The following is a 21,529-nucleotide window of genomic DNA, read 5'->3' as shown; positions in this document are numbered from 1 at the left end:
AAATATAAAGAAAATCTGCCGGTGCAAACTGGCGATCCCGGCAGGACTCGAACCTGCAACCCGCGGAGTAGAAATCCGCTACTCTATCCAGTTGAGCTACGGGACCGTTGCGGCCTTGTAGCACCGCCATTATGAAAAATCCGCCTTTCCGCCAAGTCCGTCCGAACCGATTTTTGTGGTCGAACGACAAAGGCGAGCAGGGCGCCCGTCCTGCGTTGGCCTGTCCAGCCCGCCGAGCCGCACGATGCTGCCGTCGGGGCTGGTCAAAGGAATGTCGGCAATGCGATCTGCGACGTTTTTCGTCCGTTCATGTCCGTGCCTTCACTCCGTCACCTTTTCGCGCACTTTTGGCCCCAACGCGGCGTGCGACCGCGGGGCTTTCAGGAGCTCCATCATGATCGGATTGGTTCGTGCCGCCACGATATGCGCCACGCTGGCGTTCGCCCTGGTGAGCGCGCAGGCCGCCGACAAGGCCTTCAAACGCGACGATCTCGCCGATTCCGCAATCAAGCTGGAGGCCCAGATCAAGAGCGAGGCGGGCGCGGTCAACAAATCGGCCGCGACCCTGCGCACCGACGCTGACGCCGCGTTCAAGCGCAATGATTTCCGTGGCGGGCTGCAGATCCTCGGCCAGGTCGCGGCGACCACGCCAGAGGACGGCGCCAACTGGCTGCGGCTCGCGAGGACGATCTTCCAGATCCGGTCGGCGAGCTCGAGCGAGCAGACCTTCCTGCTCGAGCGCGCCTCGACCGCCGCCTATATCGCCTATCAGCGCGCCGGAAACCCGGGCGAGGAGGCCGACGCGCTCGCCGTGCTCGGCAAGTCGCTGGCCGAACGAAAATTGTGGCGGCCGGCGCTGGATGCATTGCGGCTGTCGCTCGACATGCGTGAGTTCGCCGACGTCCGCGGTCAATATGAGAAGATGCGCGACGAGCACGGCTTCCGGCTGCTCGACTACACCGTGGACTCGGATTCGGCGAGCCCGCGCGCCTGCTTCCAGTTCTCGGAAGAGCTTGCCAAGCGGACCGACTTCGCGCCGTTCCTGGCGCTGGCGGGGCAGGACAAGCCGGCGCTGTCGGCAGATGGCAAGCAGCTCTGCGTCGACGGGCTGAAGCACGGCGAGCGCTACAACATCAATCTGCGCGCCGGCCTGCCGTCCACCGTGAAGGAGGGCCTGCCGAAATCGGCCGAGTTCAACATCTATGTCCGCGACCGCAAGCCGTTCGTGCGCTTCACCAGCCGCGCCTATGTGCTGCCGCGGACCGGCCAGCGCGGCATTCCCGTGGTCAGCGTCAACACGCCCGCGGTCAACATCAACGTCTTCCGGATCGGCGACCGCAATCTGATCAACACGGTGGTCGACAGCGACTTCCAGAGGACGCTGATACCAGCTCTCCGATCTCGGCGATCAACGTGGCGTCAAGGTCTGGTCCGGCGAGCTCGCGACCGCGATGACGCTGAACCAGGACGTCACCACCGCATTCCCGGTGGACCAGGCGCTCGGCGAGCTCCAGCCCGGCGTCTACGTGATGACCGCCGCGGCCAAGGGCCCGGGCTCCCACGACGACGGCACGCTGGCGACGCAATGGTTCATCGTCTCGGACATGGGCCTGTCGGCCTTCTCCGGCAATGACGGTATCCACGTCTTCGTCAACTCGCTGGCTTCGACCGAACCGGTCGCCAACGCCGACGTGAAGCTGGTCGCCCGCAACAACGAGATCCTGGCGACCCGCAAGACCGATGCGGCCGGCCACGTGCTCTTCGAGCAAGGCCTGGCCCGCGGCGAGGGCGGGTTGTCGCCGGCGCTGCTGACTGTCATGGGTGAGAAGGCCGACTACGCCTTCCTGAGTTTGAAGACCAACGCGTTCGACCTCACCGACCGCGGCGTCGCAGGCCGGGCGATCCCGGCCGGCGCCGACGCGTTCGTTTATGCCGAGCGCGGCGTCTACCGCTCCAGCGAGACCGTCTATCTGACCGCGCTGTTGCGCGACGGTCAGGGCAATGCCGTCACCGGCGGTCCGATGACGCTGGTGATTGAGCGTCCCGACGGCGTCGAATTCCGCCGTGCCGTACTGGCCGACCAGGGCGCCGGCGGCCGCACGCTGGCCGTGCCCCTCAACTCGGCCGTCCCCACCGGAACGTGGCGGGTGCGCGCCTTCACCGATCCGAAGGGATCGTCCGTCGGCGAGACCACCTTCCTGGTCGAGGATTACGTCCCCGAACGGGTCGAATTCGATCTGACCAGCAAGGAGAAGGTGATCAAGGCTGAAGTTCCAGTGGAACTTCAGATCTCCGGCCATTTCCTCTATGGCGCGCCGGCTTCCGGCCTCCAGCTCGAAGGCGACATGCTGGTGGCGCCGTCGAGCGAGCGCCCCGGCTTTGCCGGCTATCAGTTCGGCGTCGACGACGAGGAGACCGCGAGCAACGAACGGACCCCGATCGAGGACCTGCCGGAGGCCGATGCCAACGGCGCGGCGACCTTCCCGGTGAAGCTCGAGAAGGTGCCGACGTCGACCCGGCCGCAGGAGGCGCAGATATTCATCCGCATGGTCGAGACCGGCGGCCGCGCCGTCGAGCGCAAGATTGTGCTACCGGTCGCGCCCGCCGCGGCGCAGATCGGCATCAAGCCCCTGTTCGGCGACAAGAACGTCGCCGAGGGCGACAAGGCCGAGTTCGACGTCGTGTTCGTCGCACCGGACGGCAAGCAGCTGCCGCGCAACGGGCTGCGCTACGAGCTGTTGAAGCTGGAGTTGCGTTACCAATGGTACCGGCAGAACTCGTCCTGGCAGTATGAGCCGGTCAAGTCGACCCGCCGCGTTGCCGATGGCGACGTCAACCTCGCCGCCGACAAGCCGATGCGCCTGACCTTCCAGCCGCAGCCCGGCCGCTATCGTCTCGACGTGAAGTCGAACGATGCGGATGGCCCGGTGACCTCGGTGCAGTTCGACGTCGGCTGGTATTCCGACGGCAGCGCCGACACGCCGGACCTGTTGGAGACCTCGATCGACAAGCCGCAATACGCCTCGGGTGACACCATGACGGTGTCGGTCAACGCGCGCACGTCAGGCAAGCTGACGGTCTATGTGCTTGGCGACCGCCTGCTGACCACCCAAAGCGTCGACGTCACGGAGGGCACCCGGCAGGTGAAGCTCCCGGTCGGCAAGGACTGGGGCACCGGCGCCTACGTCGTGGCGACGCTGCGCCGTCCGCTCGATGCGGCGGCCCAGCGCATGCCGGGCCGCGCGATCGGGTTGAAATGGTTCGGCATCGACAAGCAGGCCCGGACGCTGCAGGTGAAGCTGACGCCGCCTTCGCTGATCCGGCCGAACTCGACGCTGAAGATCCCGGTGAAGCTCGACGGGCTCAATCCGGGTGAGGACGCCAAGGTCGTCATCGCCGCGGTCGATGTCGGCATCCTCAACCTCACCAATTACAAGCCGCCGGCGCCGGACGATTACTATCTCGGCCAGCGCCGCCTGAGCGCGGAGATCCGCGATCTCTACGGGCAACTCATCGACGGCATGTCGGGCACGCGCGGCCAGATCCGCAGCGGCGGCGACTCCGCCGGCGCCGAGCTCCAGGGCTCACCGCCCGCGCAAAAACCGCTCGCGCTCTATTCGGGCATCGTCACGGTCGCCGCTGACGGCACGGCCGAAGTGAGCTTCGACATTCCGGAGTTCGCCGGCACCGCGCGCGTGATGGCGGTGGCGTGGACCGCCACGAAGCTCGGCCGCGCCAACACCGACGTCGTGATCCGCGATCCCGTGGTGCTGACCACGACCCTGCCGCGCTTCCTGCTCAACGGTGACAAGGGCACCATCAGCATGGATATCGACAACGTCGAAGGTGCAGCCGGCAACTATGCCATCAGCGTCAAGGCGAGCGGCCCGATCAAGGCTTCGGGTAATTCGACCACGACCGTGAAGCTCGCCGCCAAGCAGCGCTCCTCGCTGTCGCTGGGTCTCGAGGCCGGCGGCGCCGGACGTGCCGAGTTCGACGTCGACATCTCCGGGCCGAACGGGCTGACGCTGGCGCGCCACTATGCCTTCGACGTCAAGGCGGCGACGCAGGTGCTGGCGCGGCGCTCGATCCGCACCCTGGCGAAAGGCGAGAGCCTGACGCTGACCTCGGACATGTTCTCCGACCTCGTGCCGGGCACCGGCAGCGTCTCGGTCTCGGCCAGCCTGTCCACCGCGCTCGATGCGGCGACGATCCTCAAGGCGCTCGATCGCTATCCCTATGGCTGCTCGGAGCAGATCACGAGCCGGGCCATGCCGCTGCTCTATGTCAACGATCTCGCCGCCGGCGCGCATCTCGCCATGGACACCGAGGTCGACCAGCGCATCCGCGACGCGATCGAGCGGTTGCTGGCCCGCCAGGGCTCGAACGGCTCCTTCGGCCTGTGGTCGGCGGGCGGCGACGATGCCTGGCTCGATGCCTACGTGACGGACTTTCTCACCCGCGCCCGCGAAAAGGGCTTTGCGGTGCCGGACGTGCTGTTCAAGAACGCGCTCGATCGCATCCGCAACTCCGTCGTCAATGCCGACGAGCCGGAGAAGGATGGCGGCCGCGATCTCGCCTATGGCCTCTACGTGCTGGCACGCAACGGCGCCGCGCCGATCGGCGATCTCCGCTATCTCGCCGACACCAAGCTGAACAACCTTGCGACGCCGATCGCAAAGTCGCAGCTTGCGGCAGCTCTTGCACTGGTCGGCGACAAGGCGAGGGCCGAGCGGGTCTATGGTGCCGCGCTCGATGCGCTGAACCCGAAACCCGTGATCGAGTTCGGCCGGGTCGACTACGGCTCGGCATTGCGCGACGCTGCGGCGCTGGTCTCGCTCGCCGGCGAAGGCAATGCGCCACGCACCACGTTGACGCAGGCAGTGTCGCGGGTCGAGTCCGCGCGCGGACTGACGCCCTACACCTCGACGCAGGAGAATGCGTGGCTGGTGCTGGCGGCGCGGGCGCTCGCCAAGGAGACGCTGGCGCTCGATATCAACGGCCAGCCGGTCAAGACCGCGCTCTACCGCAGCTACAAGGCGGACACGCTGAGCGGCAAGCCGCTGAAGATCACCAACACCGGCGATGCGCCTGTGCAGGCGGTGGTCTCGGTGTCGGGCTCGCCGGTGACGCCGGAGCCCGCCGCATCCAACGGCTTCAAGATCGAGCGCAGCTATTTCACGCTCGACGGCAAGCCGGCCGACATCAGCAAGGTCAAGCAGAACCAGCGCTTTGCGGTGGTGCTGAAGATCACCGAGGCCAAGCCTGAGTACGGCCACATCATGGTGTCCGACTATCTGCCGGCGGGCCTGGAGATCGACAACCCGAACCTGGTGTCATCGGGGGATTCCGGCACGCTCGAGTGGATCGAGGACGGCGTCGAGCCGAAGAACACCGAGTTCCGCGATGACCGCTTCACTGCGGCGATCGACCGGGGTGCCAACGACAAATCGGTGTTCACCGTCGCCTATGTCGTGCGCGCGGTGTCGCCCGGCAAATATGTGCTGCCGCAGGCCTATGTCGAGGATATGTACAATCCATCGCGCTATGGCCGCAGCGGAACCGGCGCGGTTGAGGTGAAGCCGGCGAAATGAGTGATCGTGGAATGGGCAAGGACCGGCGCTCACATCTCTCCTCGTCATCCCCGAGTTTGACCCGGGGATCCACGTTTGCCGCGCGCGAGGAAGACGTGGATGGCCGGGTCGAGCCCGGCCATGACGGGCGCACCAAAGGGCTCGTTCTACGCGTCGTAGCCTGCTTCGTCGCCATTGTAATGGTCGCAACCGGCGCCTTCGCCGCCTGGGTCGTGTCGCTCGGGCCGCTGCCGCTCGACAAGGCGCAGCAGGTCTCGACCACGGTGATCGACCGCAATGGAAAGCTGCTGCGTGCCTATGCCATGGCGGATGGGCGCTGGCGGCTGCCGGTCGACGCCAAGACCAGCGTCGATCCGACGTACCTGAAACTGCTGTTCGCCTATGAGGACCAGCGCTTCTATGAGCATCACGGCATCGATCCGCTGGCGCTGTCGCGCGCCGCATTCCAGCTTCTCACCAGCGGCCATATCGTCTCGGGCGGTTCGACGATCACGATGCAGCTGGCGCGGCTGATCGAGCCGCGCCACCAGCGCTCGGTCTACGCAAAGCTGCGGCAGATGGTGCGCGCGGTCGAACTGGAGCGGCAGCTCTCGAAAGAGCAGATCCTCGATCTCTATCTCGCGCTCGCGCCTTACGGAGGCAATCTCGAAGGCATCCGCGCCGCCTCCATCGCCTATCTCGGCAAGGAGCCGAAGCGGCTGTCGCTGGCGGAGGCCGCGCTGCTGGTCGCGTTGCCGCAATCGCCGGAGCGGCGGCGGCTCGATCGTTACCCGGACGCCGCCCACGCCGCGCGCGACCGCGTGCTCGAACGCATGGTGGAGGATGGCGTGGTGTCGAAGGACGATGCCGCGCAGGCCACGGCGACGGCGGTGCCGAAGATGCGCAAGCAGATTCCGATCCTGGCGCCGCATTCGTCCGATCAGGCGATTGCGACGATGAAGGATGCGCCCATCATCAAGCTGACGCTCGACGCCACGCTGCAACGAAACCTGGAGCCGCTGGCGCGCGACCGCGCCATCGCGCTCGGGCCGAACATCTCGGTCGGGATCATCGTCGTCGACAACGAAAGCGGCGACGTGCTCGCGCGCGTCGGCTCGGCGGATTATTTCGACGAGAGCCGGGCAGGGCAGGTCGACATGACCCGCGCCGTCCGCTCACCGGGCTCGACGCTGAAACCCTTCATCTACGGGCTCGCCTTCGAGGACGGCTTTGTCCATCCCGACAGCCTGATCGACGACCGGCCGGTCCGCTTCGGCTCCTACGCGCCGGAGAATTTCGACATGACCTTCCAGGGCACGGTGCCGGTGAGGAAGGCGCTGCAATTGTCGCTGAACGTACCGGCCATCGTGCTGCTCGACCGGGTCGGTGCCAGCCGGTTGTCGTCACGGCTGAAGCAGGCCGGCACCAGTCTCGTGCTGCCGAAGGACGAGGCGCCGGGCCTTGCGATGGGTCTCGGCGGTGTCGGCATCACGCTGCAGGATCTCGCTCAGCTCTATTCCGGCCTGGCGCGGCTTGGCGCCACCAAGCCGTTGCGCGAGATCATGCAGGAGAATGACGGCCGCGACACGATGCGGCTGCTGGATCAGGTCGCGGCCTGGCAGGTCGGCAACGTGCTGCTGGGAACGCCGCCGCCGGAGAACGCTGCCCACAACCGCATCGCGTTCAAGACCGGCACATCCTACGGCTATCGCGACGCCTGGTCGGTCGGCTTCGATGGCCGCATGACCATCGGCGTCTGGGTCGGGCGGCCTGACGGCGCCCCGGTTCCCGGCCTGATCGGGCGCGTCGCTGCCGCACCGATCCTGTTCGACGCCTTTGCCAGGACCGGCAAGATCCCGGCGGCATTGCCGAAGCCGCCACGCGGCGTGCTGGTCGCCAGCAACACGAAGCTGCCGCCGCCGCTGCGCCGGTTCCGGCCGCTCGGCGAACTGGTCCGTAGCGGCAACGACCAGGCCCCGCACATCCAGTTTCCGCTGAACGGCTCGCGCATCGACGTCGATCAATCCGAGGACGGCCGCAACGCCGCGCTGCCGGTCAAGGTCGCCGGCGGGGTGCTGCCGCTGACGGTGCTCGTGAATGGTGTCTCAGCCGGGGACATCGACAGCCGGCGGCAGCGCCTGATCGATCCGCCCGGACCCGGCTTTGCCCGGGTCACCGTGATCGACGCCACGGGCGCCGCGGACACCGTTGTGATCCGCGTGCAATGATCGCACGGGAAAGCGGAGCGGCACGGTCGGAAAGCGGAACAGCACGGTTGTTTGCGGTGCGGTTTCATCGTATGCGAAACCCATGGTGGATGGCCTCCAACCCCGGCGCTTCGGAGCAGGGCAACAGTCTGTAAAACCTGCGCATTCGAGCCGCAGGCTGTTCATGGCGTTCGAGTTCGCAACGGCCAGCCAATGGCGTTCGATCCTGTTCCTGACGCTGACCTGCCTGGTGCTGTTTCTGCCAGGCTTCTTCACCATCCCGCCAATCGATCGCGACGAAGCGCGGTTCGCCCAGGCCACCAAGCAGATGGTCGAGAGCGGCGACTATGTCGATATCCGCTTTCAGGAGGACGTCCGCTACAAGAAGCCCATCGGCATCTACTGGTTGCAGGCGGCGGTGCTGAAGACCGTCTCCGCGCTCGGGGTGCCGCGCGCCCAGGTCCGCATCTGGGTGTACCGCCTGCCGTCCCTGATCGGCGCCATCGGCGCTGTTTTGCTGACCTATTGGACGGCGCTTGCCTTCGTGACGCGGCAGGGGGCGGTGCTGGCCGCCTTGATGATGGCAAGCTGGGTGCTGCTCGGCGTCGAGGCGCGGCTCGCCAAGACCGACGCGGTGCTGCTGCTCTGCGTGGTCGCCGCGATGGGGGCGATGGCGCGGGCCTATCTGTCGTGGCAGCGCGCCGAGGACGAGACGCATCCGCCCTGGAGCTGGCCCGCGATCTTCTGGACCGCGCTCGCTGCCGGCGTCCTGATCAAGGGCCCGCTGATCCTGATGTTCGTCGGCCTTGCCATGGCCGGGCTTGCGATTCTCGATCGGTCGGCGGCCTGGTTCTGGCGCATGCGCCCAGTCTGGGGTCTGATGTGGATGCTGGTGCTGGTGCTGCCGTGGTTCCTCGCGATCTTCTGGCGCGCGGGAGAGGCCTTCTTCGCGGACTCCGTCGGCGGCGACATGCTGAGCAAGTTGGGCGCCCAGGAATCCCATGGCGCGCCGCCCGGACTGTACCTCGCGTTGTTCTGGATCACGTTCTGGCCGGGCGCACCGCTTGCGGCGATGGCGGCACCCGCGGTGTGGCGGGCGCGGCGCGAGCCCGGCGCGCAGTTCCTGCTGGCCTGGCTGATCCCGTCCTGGATTGTGTTCGAGGCCGTGCTGACCAAGCTGCCGCATTACGTGCTGCCGCTCTATCCGGCGATCGCGATCCTTACCGCAGGCGCGGTGGAGCGGCGCGTGCTGTCGCGTTCGCCCTGGCTGTTGCGGGGCGCCGCCTGGTGGTTCGCGATTCCCGCATTCGGCGCGGTGCTGGTGATCGTCGGCGCGATCAAGGCGATCCATCAGCCGGTGTTTCCGGCCTGGCCGTTGTTCGCCGTCGCGATGGTGTTCGGCCTGATCGCGTGGTGGTTGTTCGAGGACAGCCGCGCCGAGCGCTCGCTGCTCAATGCGGTGATTGCCGCGGCGCTGATGGCAGCCGGTACCTATGGCGTGGTGCTGCCGCGGCTCACCACCGTATTTCCGAGCCAGGAGGTCGCACGCGCCTTGCGCAACGTGACCTGCGTCGGCCCGAAGGCGGCAGCCGCCGGCTTCCACGAGCCGAGCCTCGTGTTCATGACCGATACCTCGACGCTGCTCACCGACGGCTCCGGTGCGGCGGATTTCCTGCGGCAGGGCAGCTGCCGCTTCGCACTGATCGAGCAGCGCTCCGAGCGCAGCTTCGTGCAGCGCGCCGAGGCGATCGGGCTGCGCTACAAGGCACCGGTGCGCGTCGAGGGCTACAACATCTCGCAGGGCAAGGCGGTCTCGATCGCGATCTTCCGTTCCGAAGGGACGGAATGACATGCCGGCGCTGCCAGCCACCCCGGAATCCGCCAACTATTTCGGACGATTGCTGACGCTGGTTTGGCTGTCCTTTGCCCAACTCGTGCGGGCGCCGTCGCATTCGCGCCGCGCCGAGGCGGCGCGCCGTTCCGCGCGCCACGGACTTTTGCTCGTCGTCATTGTCGGCGCCGTGATCATCACGCTGATGTATGCGTTCGATGTCACCGAGATAAGTCTGATGCCGCCACGCGGCACGCCTGGTCTGTGGTGGGTAAGGACGCTCACCGATTTCGGCAAGGACGAGTATGTGCTGTGCGCGCTTGGCCTGCTGCTGATCGCGGTCGCGCTGGCGGCGCCTGCGCTGCGCGGCGTGCCGCGCGCCACCTTGCTTGGCTTCGGGACGAGGCTGCAATACCTGTTTCTGTCGGTTGTGCTCTCGGTCGCTGTCGGTGAATTGATCAAGTGGATCGTCGGCCGCGGGCGGCCCTTTGTCGGCGGCAAGGCCAATGCCTTCAACTTCCAGCATTTCGCCGGCACCGAGGCCTATTCGAGCTTTCCGTCGGGACATTCGATCACCGCGTTCGCGTTGGCCTTTGCCGTGTCCGCGGTGTGGCCGGGCGCGCGGTTCGCGATGCTGATCTATGCGCTGGTCATCGCCGCAACCCGGCTCGTGCTGCTGGCGCATCATCCGAGCGACGTGATGGCCGGCGCGCTGGTCGGGGTGATCGGCGCAATGGTCGTGCGCTACTGGTTCGCCGCCCGCCGCCTTGGTTTTGCCATTCATCGCGACGGCACTGTGGTGGCGCTGTCAGGACCGTCGGACGGGCGTCTCAAAAGGGTTGCGAGGAGCGCCTTCGCCCCATAAAAGCGGTCGCCCGATGGCCGGATCGGGCTGGTTCCATCGCCGACAACACCAACCACGAGTGCCGATTTGCCTGCTCCCGACCAGATTCCGGTCGCCGTTTCCATCGTCGTGCCTGTGCGCAACGAGGCGGACAATATAGCGCCGTTGATCGCCGAGATCGCGGCCGCGCTCGACGGACGTTGGGCCTACGAGATCGTCTACGTCAATGACGGCTCGACCGATGCCACCGGCGAGCGGCTGAGCGCGGTCATGGCCCGGCGGCCCAATCTCCGGCAGCTCCGCCACGCGGTCTCGTCGGGCCAATCGGCGGCCGTGCGCAGTGGTGTGCGTGCGGCGCGCGGGGACATCGTGGCGACGCTCGACGGCGATGGCCAGAACAATCCCGCCTTCCTGCCGGACCTGATCGCGGCGGTCGAGAAAAGCGCGCGCGTTGGGCTCGCCGCCGGCCAGCGGGTCGGGCGCAAGGACACCGGCTTCAAGAAGTTCCAGTCGCGCATCGCCAACGCGGTGCGCGGCATCATCCTGCGCGACGGCACACGCGACACCGGCTGCGGACTGAAGGCGTTCCGGCGCGACGTCTTCCTGATGCTGCCTTATTTCGACGGGCTGCATCGCTTCCTGCCGGCGCTGGTGCGCCGCGAGGGCTACGAGATCGCCTATGTCGATGTGATCGACCGGCCGCGCCACTCCGGCGTATCGAACTACGGCTTCTTCGACCGGCTGTGGATCGGAATCATGGATCTCGCCGGGGTGTGGTGGCTGATCCGCCGCAAGAAGCCGACGCCGGTCGTCACTGAAGTGGTCGCTGAAGTGCCCGGTGTCACTGGCGTGCCGGGCGTGACCGAGGTGAACGCATGATCATTCAATACGGTCAGGCGCTGAGCAACTATCTCTACGACGTCTTCGTCGCCAAGTTCGATTTCTGGCTCGCATTCGGGCTCGTCGCGCAATTGTTCTTCACCGCGCGCTTCCTGGTGCAGTGGATCGCGAGCGAGCGCGCCGGCAACAGCGTGGTGCCGATGGCGTTCTGGTTCTGCTCGATGGGCGGCGGGCTGATGACGCTGGTCTACGGCGTCGTGAAGCGCGAGCCGGTCATCATCCTCGGACAGTCGCTCGCGACCATCATCTACATCAGGAACATCATGCTGATCTGGAAGAACCGCGGCCGCGGGTCGAAAACGCTCGATAGCTGACTGCCGTCATCGTCGGAGCGGCGAGCGGTATGCCGGGCCTTGTTCGGCAATCTCGATAAATTCCAGCATAGGGCTCAGCCCGGCATCAATTGCGACCGAATCTGAACCAAGGTCAAACATTCGCCCCAAGCCGCATGGCATCTACGGCTTGCCGTGGGCGTGGCGGCATCTCGAGACCGTGCCCCAGGGGATGAGGGGCGTTGATGACCAGCCGTGACGAAGCGACGAGGGCGGGTGGTTATCTATCGAGCATCCCTGATATTCCGTCGCTTGACGAGCCGCCGCTGACAGGCGAGCGCAAATTGCCTGACCGGCGCGCCGTCAGCCTCCGCTGGATGGCGGGGACGATTCTGATCGGATCCGCCGCCGTCGCTCTTCTTGCCGGCGCGCTTCGCGGGACGTTTGGCGATCACGCGCGATTCGCAAGCGCGCCGGTCGTGTCACTTCCGCGCTTCGCAGGGCAGGTGGTTGACGAGGTGCGGCGCGGCGATCGTCTCGACCGGAGGCTCGGCTCGCAGGGCAATTCCGCTGCGCTCAAGATTGAGCAGCTGAGCGATGCCGGCGCGGTCCGTCGATTTACCCGCGTGTCGGCGCGGCTCGCGGAGATCGATCTCGAACCACACCAGGAAGCGCGGGGAGACGAAAAGGACGACGCGCGAGCGGGCTCGCAACGCGACCTGCTGTCGGAACTGCCAGCCATCATACGGACAGGTCCATCGCGGCGCCCACTGCCGGGCGGCACCAGCGCCTATGCTGATGGTGAGGACGTGCCGCATCCGCCGGCTCCGATAGGTGAGGCTGTCAACGTCACCAACCTTCCGAAGTCGCCTTCGTCATCGCGTCACCGGCGACATGTCATTATCGCGAGAAGCGGCGACACGCTGTCCGCCATTCTGCGGGCGCTGGCGGCGGCAGCGGAGGATGCGCCGGCGATCCTTGCCGCTTTCCCGTCGCCCGGCGCTCAAGAGACGCTGTCCGGTGGCGAGAAAATCACGGTCATCGAACAAGGCGGAGATGCCGGTTCGCCGCGCGGCCATGTCGCGACGGTGTCGATCGAACGGGCCGGCTCCAATGTGTCTGCCGTCGGTCGCACCGATCGCGGCCAATACCAGCCGATCGTACCGGAACAGCCCGACGTCGCCTCGCGGAGCTACAGCCCGCTGCGTGAGTCGATCGATACGCATTCCGTTCCGGGCGAAACGCTCCGTGACGGCCTCAACGCGCTTGCGCGCTCCAACCACGTCGATCAGGGGATCGTTGCTGAACTGATGCGGCTCTGTGGTCGCGATTTCGATCTCGACGAGCCGCTCGGCGACGCCGATGTGGCCGAGATCATCTATGCATCGAACGACATCGGTCAGCCGGAGTTGGTCTTCATCGATTTGACGGCGGGCGGACAGACCCGCCGGTACTATCGCTTCACGGCGCCGGACGATGGCAGCTCCGATTTCTATGATGAGACCGGCCAGTCCATCACCAAATTCCTGTTGCGCAAGCCGGTCGTGACCGGGCGCCTCGGCGACGGCTTCGGTTGGCGGATTCATCCGATCCTTGGCGACCGCCGCTTCCATGCGGGCGTCGATTATGCGGCGCCCTATGGTTCGCCCATCGCGGCCGCGGGCGCCGGCGTCGTCGAGACCGAAGGGTTCGAACGGGGGTACGGGAAATATATCCGCGTGCGGCACGACCGCGGCTATGAGACGACCTATGCCCACGTCGCGAGCTTCCCGCCCGGGCTGAAGATCGGAGACCGCGTCCGTCAGGGTGAGACGATCGCCTTCGTCGGATCGACCGGGCTCTCGACCGGACCGCACCTCTATTACGAGGTGCGGATCAACGGCCGCAACGTCGATCCGCTTCGGATGAAGCTGTCAGGCGGCCGGCTGCTGCAAGGGGATCTGCTCGGGGCGTTCGATCGCCAGCGTGACAGCATCAACCAACTCGCTGCGGTCTCTGCGCTTCCACAGCGGCGTTCCGGCTCCGAACATCGGCCGCCGACGTAGCGAGCACAGATCGCATCACGCCATGCCGCCGCGGCGGGCCTTGCCGGAATCAGGAACCCGGAGAGCTCGAAGGCACGGGCGCCGCAACCTCGGTCGCTTCCATGGTGCTCTCGCGGTCGGCGGCTGTTTCGCCGGCCGCGTCGAGCACGGGATAGGCGACCGAGCAGATATGCGAGTGGATGCGGCGCAGATCGCGCAGCACGTCCAGATGCAGCGACGTGGTCTCGATGGTCTCGGGACGGCCCTCGCGCAGGCGGTCGAGATGCCGCTCGACCGCGGCAAATTCGGCCGCGCGCAGCGCCGCCTTCTCGGTGAGCAGCTTGCGCGCCTCGTTGGCGTCCCCTGACATGAAGACGCCGAACGCGATACGCAGCGAGTCCATCGTGCGCTTGTGGAAGGCCGACAATTCCTCCGCGCCTTCGCTGGAGAATTGCAGGCGATGCTTGATCTTCTTGGTGGCGAGCTCGCTCAGGCTCTTGTCGATGATGTCGCCGATATGCTCGAGGTTGATAGCGAAGGAGATGATCTCCATCGCGCGCTGGCCCTCGCGCTCGTCCAGGCTGCCGCGGGTGAGTTTCGTGACGTAAAGCTTGATCGCCTCGTTCAGCCGGTCGACGGTGTTGTCCATCTTCGACACCTGGTCGACCAGGGCGCGATCGTTGGTCAGCATCGCCGCCATCACCTTGCGCAGCATGGCCTCGGTGTGATCGCCCATATGCAGCACCTCGCGCGCCGCATCGGCCAGCGCCAGTGAAGGCGTCTCCAGCGCGCTCTCGTCGAGGTAGCGCGGCCGTGATGGATCGGTCTCCTGCGCTCGCTTCGGCAGCAGACGCTCGAGCAGCCGCGCCATGTGGTCGAGCACGCCGATGAACAGCAGCGCGGTTGCAACGTTGAAGGCGATGTGGAACAGCGCAGTCGCCTTGGCGAGATCGGGCTGCCAGGCGTAGATGATCTCGGTGATCGGGCGCAGGAACGGCGCCACCAGCAGGATGCCGACGACGCGGTTGACGAGGTTGCCGACCGGCAGCCGGTAGCTCGCCGGATTGTCGCGCCGCGCGCCCTCCAGCAACGGATTGATGGCACTGCCGAGGTTGGCGCCGAGCACCAGCGCAAATGCAGCATAGGGCGAGATGAACTGGGAAAAGGCCAGCGACATCACCAGCAGCACGCTGGCGACACTGGAATGGACCAGCCAGGTGACGACGGCGCCGATCAGGATGCAGAGCACGGGATCGCCGGTGATCGCGCCCAGGAACACGCGCACGCCCGGAGCGTTCTCCGCCGGCGCCAGCGTGTCGAGCAGGATGTGCAGCGAGAGCAGCATCAGACCGAGGCCGATGCAGACGCGACCGATGTCCTTGATCCGCGAGCGCGGGCCGGAGCGGAAGGCGACGAGTCCGAGCACGAACAGGACCGGCGCAACGGCTGCGATGTTGAACGACAGCACCTGCACGATCAGCGTCGTGCCGACATTGGCTCCCAACATGATGGCGAGCGCCGGCACCAGGCTGACGATCTCTTCGGCGGCGAAGGAACTGGTGATCAGGGCAGTCGCGGTCGAGCTTTGGAGCAGGGCGGTCAGGCCGAGACCGGCGCCAAGGGCGGTAAAGCGATTGCGCAGCGCCCGGCCGAGCAGCCGCCGCAGGTCGGGACCGAAGGCGCGCAAAATGCCGCTGTGGACCATGTGCAGGCCCCACAGCAACAGGGCAACGCCGCCCATGAGATCGAGCAGAACAATGCTTCCCATGCTTCCTGGCATCCCGGCGAATTCGAGTCGAAACGATATAGGTATCGTCTATCGACTGGCGATCAACCCCTTTTTGTTCTCATGCGAACAGGACGGTAGCAACGCACGCTATCGAGTGGGGCGGCCTGATCGAAGGTGCGTGATGCGCCCTGCAGGACAAATAGCTCAACTATTCTATTTTTGATATCCAAGCTCGCGGGGCTGGGCGAGGGCGCCCCCGGTAAACGAATCTCGAATGCGACCGCTCAATTACGATGGGTTCCGCTAGGCAGTTTCCAATCTTTCCCGGCTATGACGGTAGGCTAGGAAGTTGCCCAGAAAGGCTTGGGGATCAGAATGTTTATGAATCGCCGCAAGAGCGAACGCCGCCCGTGCCGGAGCGTCGCCAAAATTCAGCTGGGCACAGGGTCGCTGCCACGCGACTGCATGATCACCGATATTTCGGCCGGCGGCGTCAAGGTGATCGCCGAATATCTGGAGATCCCGCCGGAATTCACCATCATCCTGTCGACCGGCAGTCCGCGTCAGTGCCGGCTGGCCTGGCAAATCGGGCACGAGTTCGGCGCCCAGTTCGTCGACTGAACCAGCCATTTGGCTGCTTTCTCGCCAGGCGTCCGGCAGCGCATCTGGGCCGGATGACGGCGACATGATGGCATCCTTAACCGGACCTTAGGGTTAAGCTGTGAGCATCCCGGAACCTTCGCCGTTCCGAGTCTCGCTTAATGTTTGAGAATTTACCCCGACCCTCAGGCCGCGCGCGCCGTCTCGCGGGCACGGTATCTGCCGTGATCCTGCTGATCGGGTTGTCCGCCTGTCAAACCTCCGGCCCGTCGGACATCACCGGCTCATTGGGCGAGACGGCGGAAGCCACGCCGGCCCCGGCCGATCCGCGGCGCGACATCGCGACCTACCACGAGCGTGTCCGCGCCAACCCGAAAGACACCGATGCCGCGCTGAAATATGCCCGTGCGCTGCGCGAGACCGGCCAGCGCGCGCAGGCGGTCGCGGTGCTGGAGCAGGCCGTGCTCGGCCATCCCAGCAACAAGGCGCTGCTCGCCGGCTACGGCCGCGCGCTCGCCGATAGCGGCAATTTCCAGCAGGCCTTCGACGTTCTCAGCCGTGCGCATACGCCTGAGGATCCGGACTGGCGCATCTTGTCGGCGCAGGGCGCGGCGCTCGATCAGCTCGATCGCCACGACGAGGCGCGGCAGTATTATGCGAGTGCGCTGAAGATCGTGCCTGACGATCCGTCAGTGCTCTCCAATATCGGGCTGTCCTATCTGCTGTCGAAGGACCTGCCGAAGGCCGAAGAGACGCTGCGCCGTGCCCGGGAGCGCGCCCCCGGCGACATGCGGGTGCGAACCAATCTCGCCGTCGTGGTTGGCTTGCAGGGCCGCCAGTCCGAAGCGGAAACCATCATGAAGGCCGATTTGCCGCCGGAGCAGGGCTCAGCCAACGTCGCCGCGCTGAAGCGGCTGTTGGCGCGCCGGGATGCGAGCCGCACCGACGCCGAGAAGATCCCGGTCGCAGCCAGTCGACGCGACTAGGGCGCTTTCAGGCGGGACGCTAGCCGGCGGCCCGGCGCCCGTCGTTTCGGCGCGACTGCAGCTTCTTGAGGATCGGCGACAGGAACAACTCGCGGGCTTCCGCGAGGTCGGGGCGGCCGGTGAGGCGCTGCGCGATCTGCAGGAAAGTCCTTGTGGTGCGGTGACGCGCGGAGACTTCCGCGATCATCTGACCGTTGTTGGCGGCTTCACCGAACAGCCTGCAATCGAACGGGATCACCGCGATCGGCTGGCTCTCCATGGTCTTGGCGAACGCCTTGACCTCGATCTCCGCGCGCTTGTGCATGCCGACCTGGTTGAGGCAGTACAGCGGCGGGCGGTCGTTCGGACGCGCGGTCCTCAACAGGTTCAGCATGTTCTTGGTGTTGCGCAGGTTCGCGAGATCGGGCTCGGCCACGATCACGATGTCGTCGGCGTTGACCAGTGCGCGCCGCGTCCAGCCGGACCATTGGTGGGGAACGTCGAGCACGATGCAGGGCGTGGTCATGCGCAGCGTATCGAAGATGGCATCGAACGCCTCGGCGCCGAAATCGTAGACCTGGTCGAGGGTGGCCGGCGCTGCCAGCAGGCTAAGATGATCGCCGCACTTTGCGAGCAGGCGTTCCATGAAGGCAGAGTCCGGACGGTCGGGCGAGAACACGGCGTTGGCGATGCCCTGCACCGGATCCTGGTTGTAGTCGAGCCCGGCGGTGCCGAAGGCGAGGTCGAGATCGACGACGACGGAATCCAGCGCGAGGTCGCGCGCGATGGTCCAGGCGACATTGTGGGCGACGGTGGACGCACCGACGCCGCCCTTGGCGCCGGCGACCGCGATCAGGCGGCCGACCGAGACCGCTTCGGAAGCCGAGAACAGGCTGCAGATCGAGCGAACGACGTCGAGTGTCTCGACCGGGCCGACCACGTAGTCGTTGACGCCGCGGCGCACCAGCTCGCGATAGGGCGCGATCTCGCCGGCCGTGCCGAGCACCACGACGCGGGTGCCGGGGTCGCAGACCGTGGCGAGTTCGTCGAGACCGGCCAGGAAATCATGATCCGGCTCGGTCTCGAGCATGATGACGTTGGGCGTCGGCGCCTTGTGGTAGGCGTCGATCGCCGCGGCGATGCCGCCCATATGGACCGAGAGATGAGCCTTGGCGAGCCGGCGGTCGTCGGCAGCCGCGCGTGCGTTCGCGGCGGTCGCGACGCTGGCGCAGAAGGCCTGCACGGAAATCCGCGGCGCCGGCGCGATGTAATCGTTCGCGTGCTGCGGCTCGTCTTGTTGTTCGGTCATTTCGCGGCGTCGCTCAGCTTGGCTTTCTCGGCTTCGGGGTAGGCGGTCGCGGTCGACTCACCCTTGCGGTATTTATCGAACGCGATCGTACGGCGCGGCGTGTAGGCTGCGGTCTCGGTGCGCGGCTGTTCGAGGTCGGACGGATTGGCGACCATCGCGGCAAGGTTACGCTGCGTGGCGCAGCCGAAATTGTCGTACTGCTTGTTCTCGTTGTAGCTCGGATTGTAGATCGAGGGACCAAGGTCGCTCGGCCACACTCCGCAGGGACCGGCGACCGCGGCCATCTTCGGATAGCTCAGCCGAATGGTCGGAAGCGCGCGCGGATCGTCGAGATGATAGGGGCGCTTGGTGATGGCATGGGCGGGCACGCCCATCGACGCCAGCAGGCCGCGGATCTCCTGATATACCGCCTGTGCCGAGCGCGCGTTCGAGCTGTCGGCCGGCACGTCGATCGCAATCGCGCCGGTGCCTTCGCGGCGCCAGGTGCGCGCCAGCCCCATGACGTCGTCGCGCTGCGTTTCGGTGAGATTGCCGCGGGCGCGGCCGACGAAGACGACGATCGATTGCTCGCCTTCGGTGATTGCGATCGGATGCCGCTGCCGGTAGTCGTCGCCCACGGTGCCGGTGGCAAGATTGTCGCCTGTCAGATTGCAGCCGCCGAGCGCGATCGCTGACGTGACAAGGGCGCCGAACAGCGACAGCCTCCTGGCACGACCAGCTTGTGTGTTGCGTGTCATCATAGGATCCCCCAACCCTTCAGGTCCGCGCCTCAGTCGATGATGAAGCCGAAATTGACTGGCGTGGCGCCGATCGGCTCGCTGCGGGCGGCGACGCCGTAGATGCGATTGACGCGCGCCAGCAGGGCCGACTGCGCGTCGGACGCCGGCGCGAAGCCGTCGTCGGGCCGCGACAATTCCTTCTGGGCGACCGCGCGCACCACATAGGGCGTCACGATCACCATCAGCTCGGTCTCGTTGTTGACGAAGTCCTGGCTGCGGAACAGCGCGCCGATGATCGGCAGCTGGTCGACGCCGGGCAGGCCGTTGATCGCCTGCTTGGTCTGCTGCTGGATCAGGCCGGCCATCGCCATCGAGCCGCCCGAGGGAACCTCCAGCGTGGTATCGGCGCGGCGGGTCTTGATCGAGGGAATGGTCGTGCCGTTCTGGCCGCCGGTCAGGGCGTTTTCCATCGAGACTTCGGAGACCTCGGTCATCACCTTCAGGCTGATCCGTCCCTCGGTCAGCACCACCGGCGTGAAGTTGAGCGAGATGCCGAATTTCTTGAAGCTGACGGTCTGAACGCAATTGCCGATCGTGCCCGACGTCGTCGTCTGGCAGGTGACGCCGGTCGGAATCGGAAACTCGCCGCCCGAAATGAAGGTCGCCGACTCGCCGGAGATCGCGGTGAGGTTGGGCTCGGCCAGCGTCTTCACCACGCCCGCGCTCTCCATCGCGCGCAGCGTCGCGGTGACGGTCGGCACGCCGAGCTTGTTCAGGGCTGCGCCCGTCAGCCCGTTGTTGGGGGCGAGCGCACCGTTATTGGCGGTGAAGGCGTTGGCGTTGTTGAAGACCACCGCGGCGGTGCCGTAGTTCATATTGGCGCTGAGATCGACGCCCAGCTGCTTGACGATGTCGCGGCGGACTTCGCCGACGACGACCTTGAGCATCACCTGGTCGCGGCCGCGCACGACGATGTTGTTGACGACCTTCTCGGCGCCGCCGACGAGCTTTGCGGCGACGTCACCGGCTTGCTGAGCCTCGACCGGGCTCGACACCGAGCCGGTCAGCATCACGCTGTCGCCGACGCCTTCGATCTGCACGCCGGGCAGCATCTGCTTCAGCGCCGCGCGCATGCCGTTGAGATCGCGCTTCACGGCGATGTCGTAGGAGGCGACCTGCTGGCCGTCGGCGGTGAAGAACACGACGTTGGTCTGGCCGACCTGACCGCCGATGATATAGGCGCGCTGCGCCGAGCGGATCACCGCGTTGGCGATCTTGGGATCGGCCACGAGCACGTCCTTGACCTCGCGCGGCAGGTCGATGACGACGGACTTGCCGACGCCGAGCGACACGGAGCGCGTCTTGGCGGCGATGCTGCTGGTCACCGCCACATCCGCGTTCTTGTCGGGATCGGTCGCGCTGGCAAGGGCAGGGATCAGCATCAGCGCGGTGATCGCCGACAATGACAGCGCGCGGACCAGCGTGGTCGACGTCGCCAATTGTTTCGCACCCGTCGTCATATCGAAGCCCCCATCACTTCTGTGTCGTCAGAGAGCTCGGGATGCCGAAGCGCACCACCTTGATGCTCTCGCCCCGCTTCGGGGCATGGTCTCTGGTCTCGTCGGTCTGCTCGTTGACATCGACGATGCTGCGCAGCGCGAGCGTCAGCGTGCCGCCCTGGCGCGCGGCCGAGAGCGTCGCGACCTGGTCGGGCCGGAGCTCGAGCGTGACGGTCTTGCCGAGCACGGCGTTCTGGCCGTCCTTTTCCTTCGGCGCCTGGTCGATCGCGAGCACGCGGATGTTGGACAGCAGGATTTCAGTGGTGACGATATCGCGGCCGCCTTGCTGATCGAGATTCTTGTCGCGACGCGACAGGATCACGTCGACGCGATCGTTGGGCAGGATGAAGCCGCCCGCGCCGGTCTCCGGCGAGATCTCGGTCGAGATCGCCCGCATGCCGGTGGGCAGGATCGCCGCCATGAAGCCGGAGCCTTCCGCCTTGACCAGCTTCTGGTCGCGGATCGGTTCGCCGACGATGAAGGGTGCGCGTGCGATCGAACCGATAACGTCGTTTATGGCGTTGGCGTTGGCGTCGTGACGGATGAACGCGCTGCTTGCAGTTTCAGCCGGCCAGCGCTGCCACTGGATGTCTTCGGCCTTGACCGATTGACCGAGCCCGATGTCGGACTTTGCGACCAGCACTTCGACGGTCGGCAGTTGCGCGACGGGCGGCGCGATCGGCGCCGGTTTGCGATCGCCGACGCTCGCGAGATACATGGCCGCGAGGCCTGCGACGCCGGCGATGCCGAGGACCACGATGCGTGCCGTTTTCATGCGATTGTCTGAATGCCCTTCACATAGGGCAATCGCGTCCTTGCGGCACTGACAGCCCTTCCCGAGGCATCACTACGGCCGCAAAAGTATAAGGGAACTTGATGGAAGGTCCGGACAATTAAGGGATTGGTGGGGATGGTGAACGGCGGGTTATCGGCGCGGTTGCATCTCCGCAGAATCCCGGAGATCGTGCGTGCTTAAGGCGTACGACGTTGGTCGCAA

13 protein-coding genes, 1 tRNA gene and 1 pseudogene are annotated in these 21,529 nt (G+C 66.2%); 9 read left to right on the top strand and 6 right to left on the bottom strand.

What is annotated here, in order from left to right:
* Window positions 1-29: 29 nt before the first annotated feature.
* Window positions 30-106 (bottom strand) — tRNA-Arg (locus tag RX327_RS21025).
* A gap of 288 nt (window positions 107-394) precedes the next feature.
* Here RX327_RS21025 and RX327_RS21020 point away from each other — a divergent pair.
* The 7 genes and pseudogenes from RX327_RS21020 (at window position 395) to RX327_RS20990 (ending at window position 13,672) form a co-directional block, all read left to right on the top strand.
* Window positions 395-5,594 (top strand): annotated as a pseudogene (locus RX327_RS21020) (alpha-2-macroglobulin family protein).
* Complete coding sequence (pbpC, locus tag RX327_RS21015; protein ID WP_317246994.1) at window positions 5,591-7,801, top strand: penicillin-binding protein 1C; 2,211 nt, start codon at window positions 5,591-5,593, stop codon at window positions 7,799-7,801. The pseudogene RX327_RS21020 and the gene pbpC overlap by 4 nt, the downstream one beginning before the upstream one ends.
* A gap of 163 nt (window positions 7,802-7,964) precedes the next feature.
* The gene (locus RX327_RS21010; RefSeq protein WP_317246993.1) at window positions 7,965-9,629 is read left to right on the top strand and encodes a glycosyltransferase family 39 protein; all 1,665 of its coding nucleotides are present in this window, start codon (window positions 7,965-7,967) and stop codon (window positions 9,627-9,629) included.
* Window position 9,630: 1 nt separating this feature from the next.
* Entirely contained in the window at window positions 9,631-10,476 is an 846-nt protein-coding gene (locus tag RX327_RS21005; RefSeq protein WP_050384545.1) for a phosphatase PAP2 family protein, read from the top strand.
* A gap of 66 nt (window positions 10,477-10,542) precedes the next feature.
* Window positions 10,543-11,334: a glycosyltransferase family 2 protein gene (locus RX327_RS21000; RefSeq protein WP_317246992.1), complete on the top strand. Its 792-nt coding sequence runs from the start codon at window positions 10,543-10,545 to the stop codon at window positions 11,332-11,334.
* The gene (locus RX327_RS20995) at window positions 11,331-11,669 is read left to right on the top strand and encodes a lipid-A-disaccharide synthase N-terminal domain-containing protein (protein WP_317246991.1); all 339 of its coding nucleotides are present in this window, start codon (window positions 11,331-11,333) and stop codon (window positions 11,667-11,669) included. Before RX327_RS21000 ends, RX327_RS20995 begins: the two co-directional genes overlap by 4 nt.
* 203 nt (window positions 11,670-11,872) lie before the next feature.
* The gene (locus tag RX327_RS20990) at window positions 11,873-13,672 is read left to right on the top strand and encodes a M23 family metallopeptidase (protein WP_050384546.1); all 1,800 of its coding nucleotides are present in this window, start codon (window positions 11,873-11,875) and stop codon (window positions 13,670-13,672) included.
* A gap of 49 nt (window positions 13,673-13,721) precedes the next feature.
* On the opposite strand, the gene RX327_RS20985 is transcribed toward RX327_RS20990, so the two are convergent.
* On the bottom strand, window positions 13,722-15,419 hold the full coding sequence (locus RX327_RS20985) for a Na/Pi cotransporter family protein (protein WP_317246990.1): 1,698 nt from the start codon (window positions 15,417-15,419) through the stop codon (window positions 13,722-13,724).
* A 336-nt stretch (window positions 15,420-15,755) separates the two neighbouring features.
* Between RX327_RS20985 and RX327_RS20980 the strand changes: the two genes are divergently transcribed.
* Both RX327_RS20980 and RX327_RS20975 read left to right on the top strand, forming a co-directional pair.
* Complete coding sequence (locus RX327_RS20980; RefSeq protein WP_026192789.1) at window positions 15,756-16,001, top strand: PilZ domain-containing protein; 246 nt, start codon at window positions 15,756-15,758, stop codon at window positions 15,999-16,001.
* A 140-nt stretch (window positions 16,002-16,141) separates the two neighbouring features.
* On the top strand, window positions 16,142-16,966 hold the full coding sequence (locus RX327_RS20975; RefSeq protein WP_317246989.1) for a tetratricopeptide repeat protein: 825 nt from the start codon (window positions 16,142-16,144) through the stop codon (window positions 16,964-16,966).
* 19 nt (window positions 16,967-16,985) lie between these two features.
* Here the strand turns inward: RX327_RS20975 and RX327_RS20970 are convergent, their stop codons facing one another.
* From RX327_RS20970 to cpaB, 4 genes are read right to left on the bottom strand one after another with little or no spacing between them, the layout of a single operon-like run.
* On the bottom strand, window positions 16,986-18,254 hold the full coding sequence (locus RX327_RS20970) for a CpaE family protein (protein ID WP_317246988.1): 1,269 nt from the start codon (window positions 18,252-18,254) through the stop codon (window positions 16,986-16,988).
* Window positions 18,251-18,991 carry a CpaD family pilus assembly protein gene (locus RX327_RS20965; protein ID WP_157341260.1) on the bottom strand — a complete coding sequence of 247 codons (741 nt, stop codon included), beginning with the start codon at window positions 18,989-18,991 and terminating at the stop codon, window positions 18,251-18,253. Before RX327_RS20965 ends, RX327_RS20970 begins: the two co-directional genes overlap by 4 nt.
* Before the next feature lie 32 nt (window positions 18,992-19,023).
* Window positions 19,024-20,493, bottom strand: coding sequence for a type II and III secretion system protein family protein (locus RX327_RS20960; RefSeq protein ID WP_410712069.1), 1,470 nt, complete (start codon window positions 20,491-20,493; stop codon window positions 19,024-19,026).
* Between the two features lie 13 nt (window positions 20,494-20,506).
* A complete protein-coding gene (cpaB, locus tag RX327_RS20955) occupies window positions 20,507-21,307 on the bottom strand; it encodes a Flp pilus assembly protein CpaB (RefSeq protein ID WP_317246987.1) in 801 nt (266 codons plus the stop codon).
* Between the last annotated feature and the right edge of the window lie 222 nt (window positions 21,308-21,529).

The organism is Bradyrhizobium sp. BEA-2-5, from assembly GCF_032918025.1.
GTDB lineage: Bacteria > Pseudomonadota > Alphaproteobacteria > Rhizobiales > Xanthobacteraceae > Bradyrhizobium > Bradyrhizobium pachyrhizi.
The sequence above is the reverse complement of the archived record's forward strand: the minus strand, read 5'-3'. Positions and strand labels throughout refer to the sequence as shown.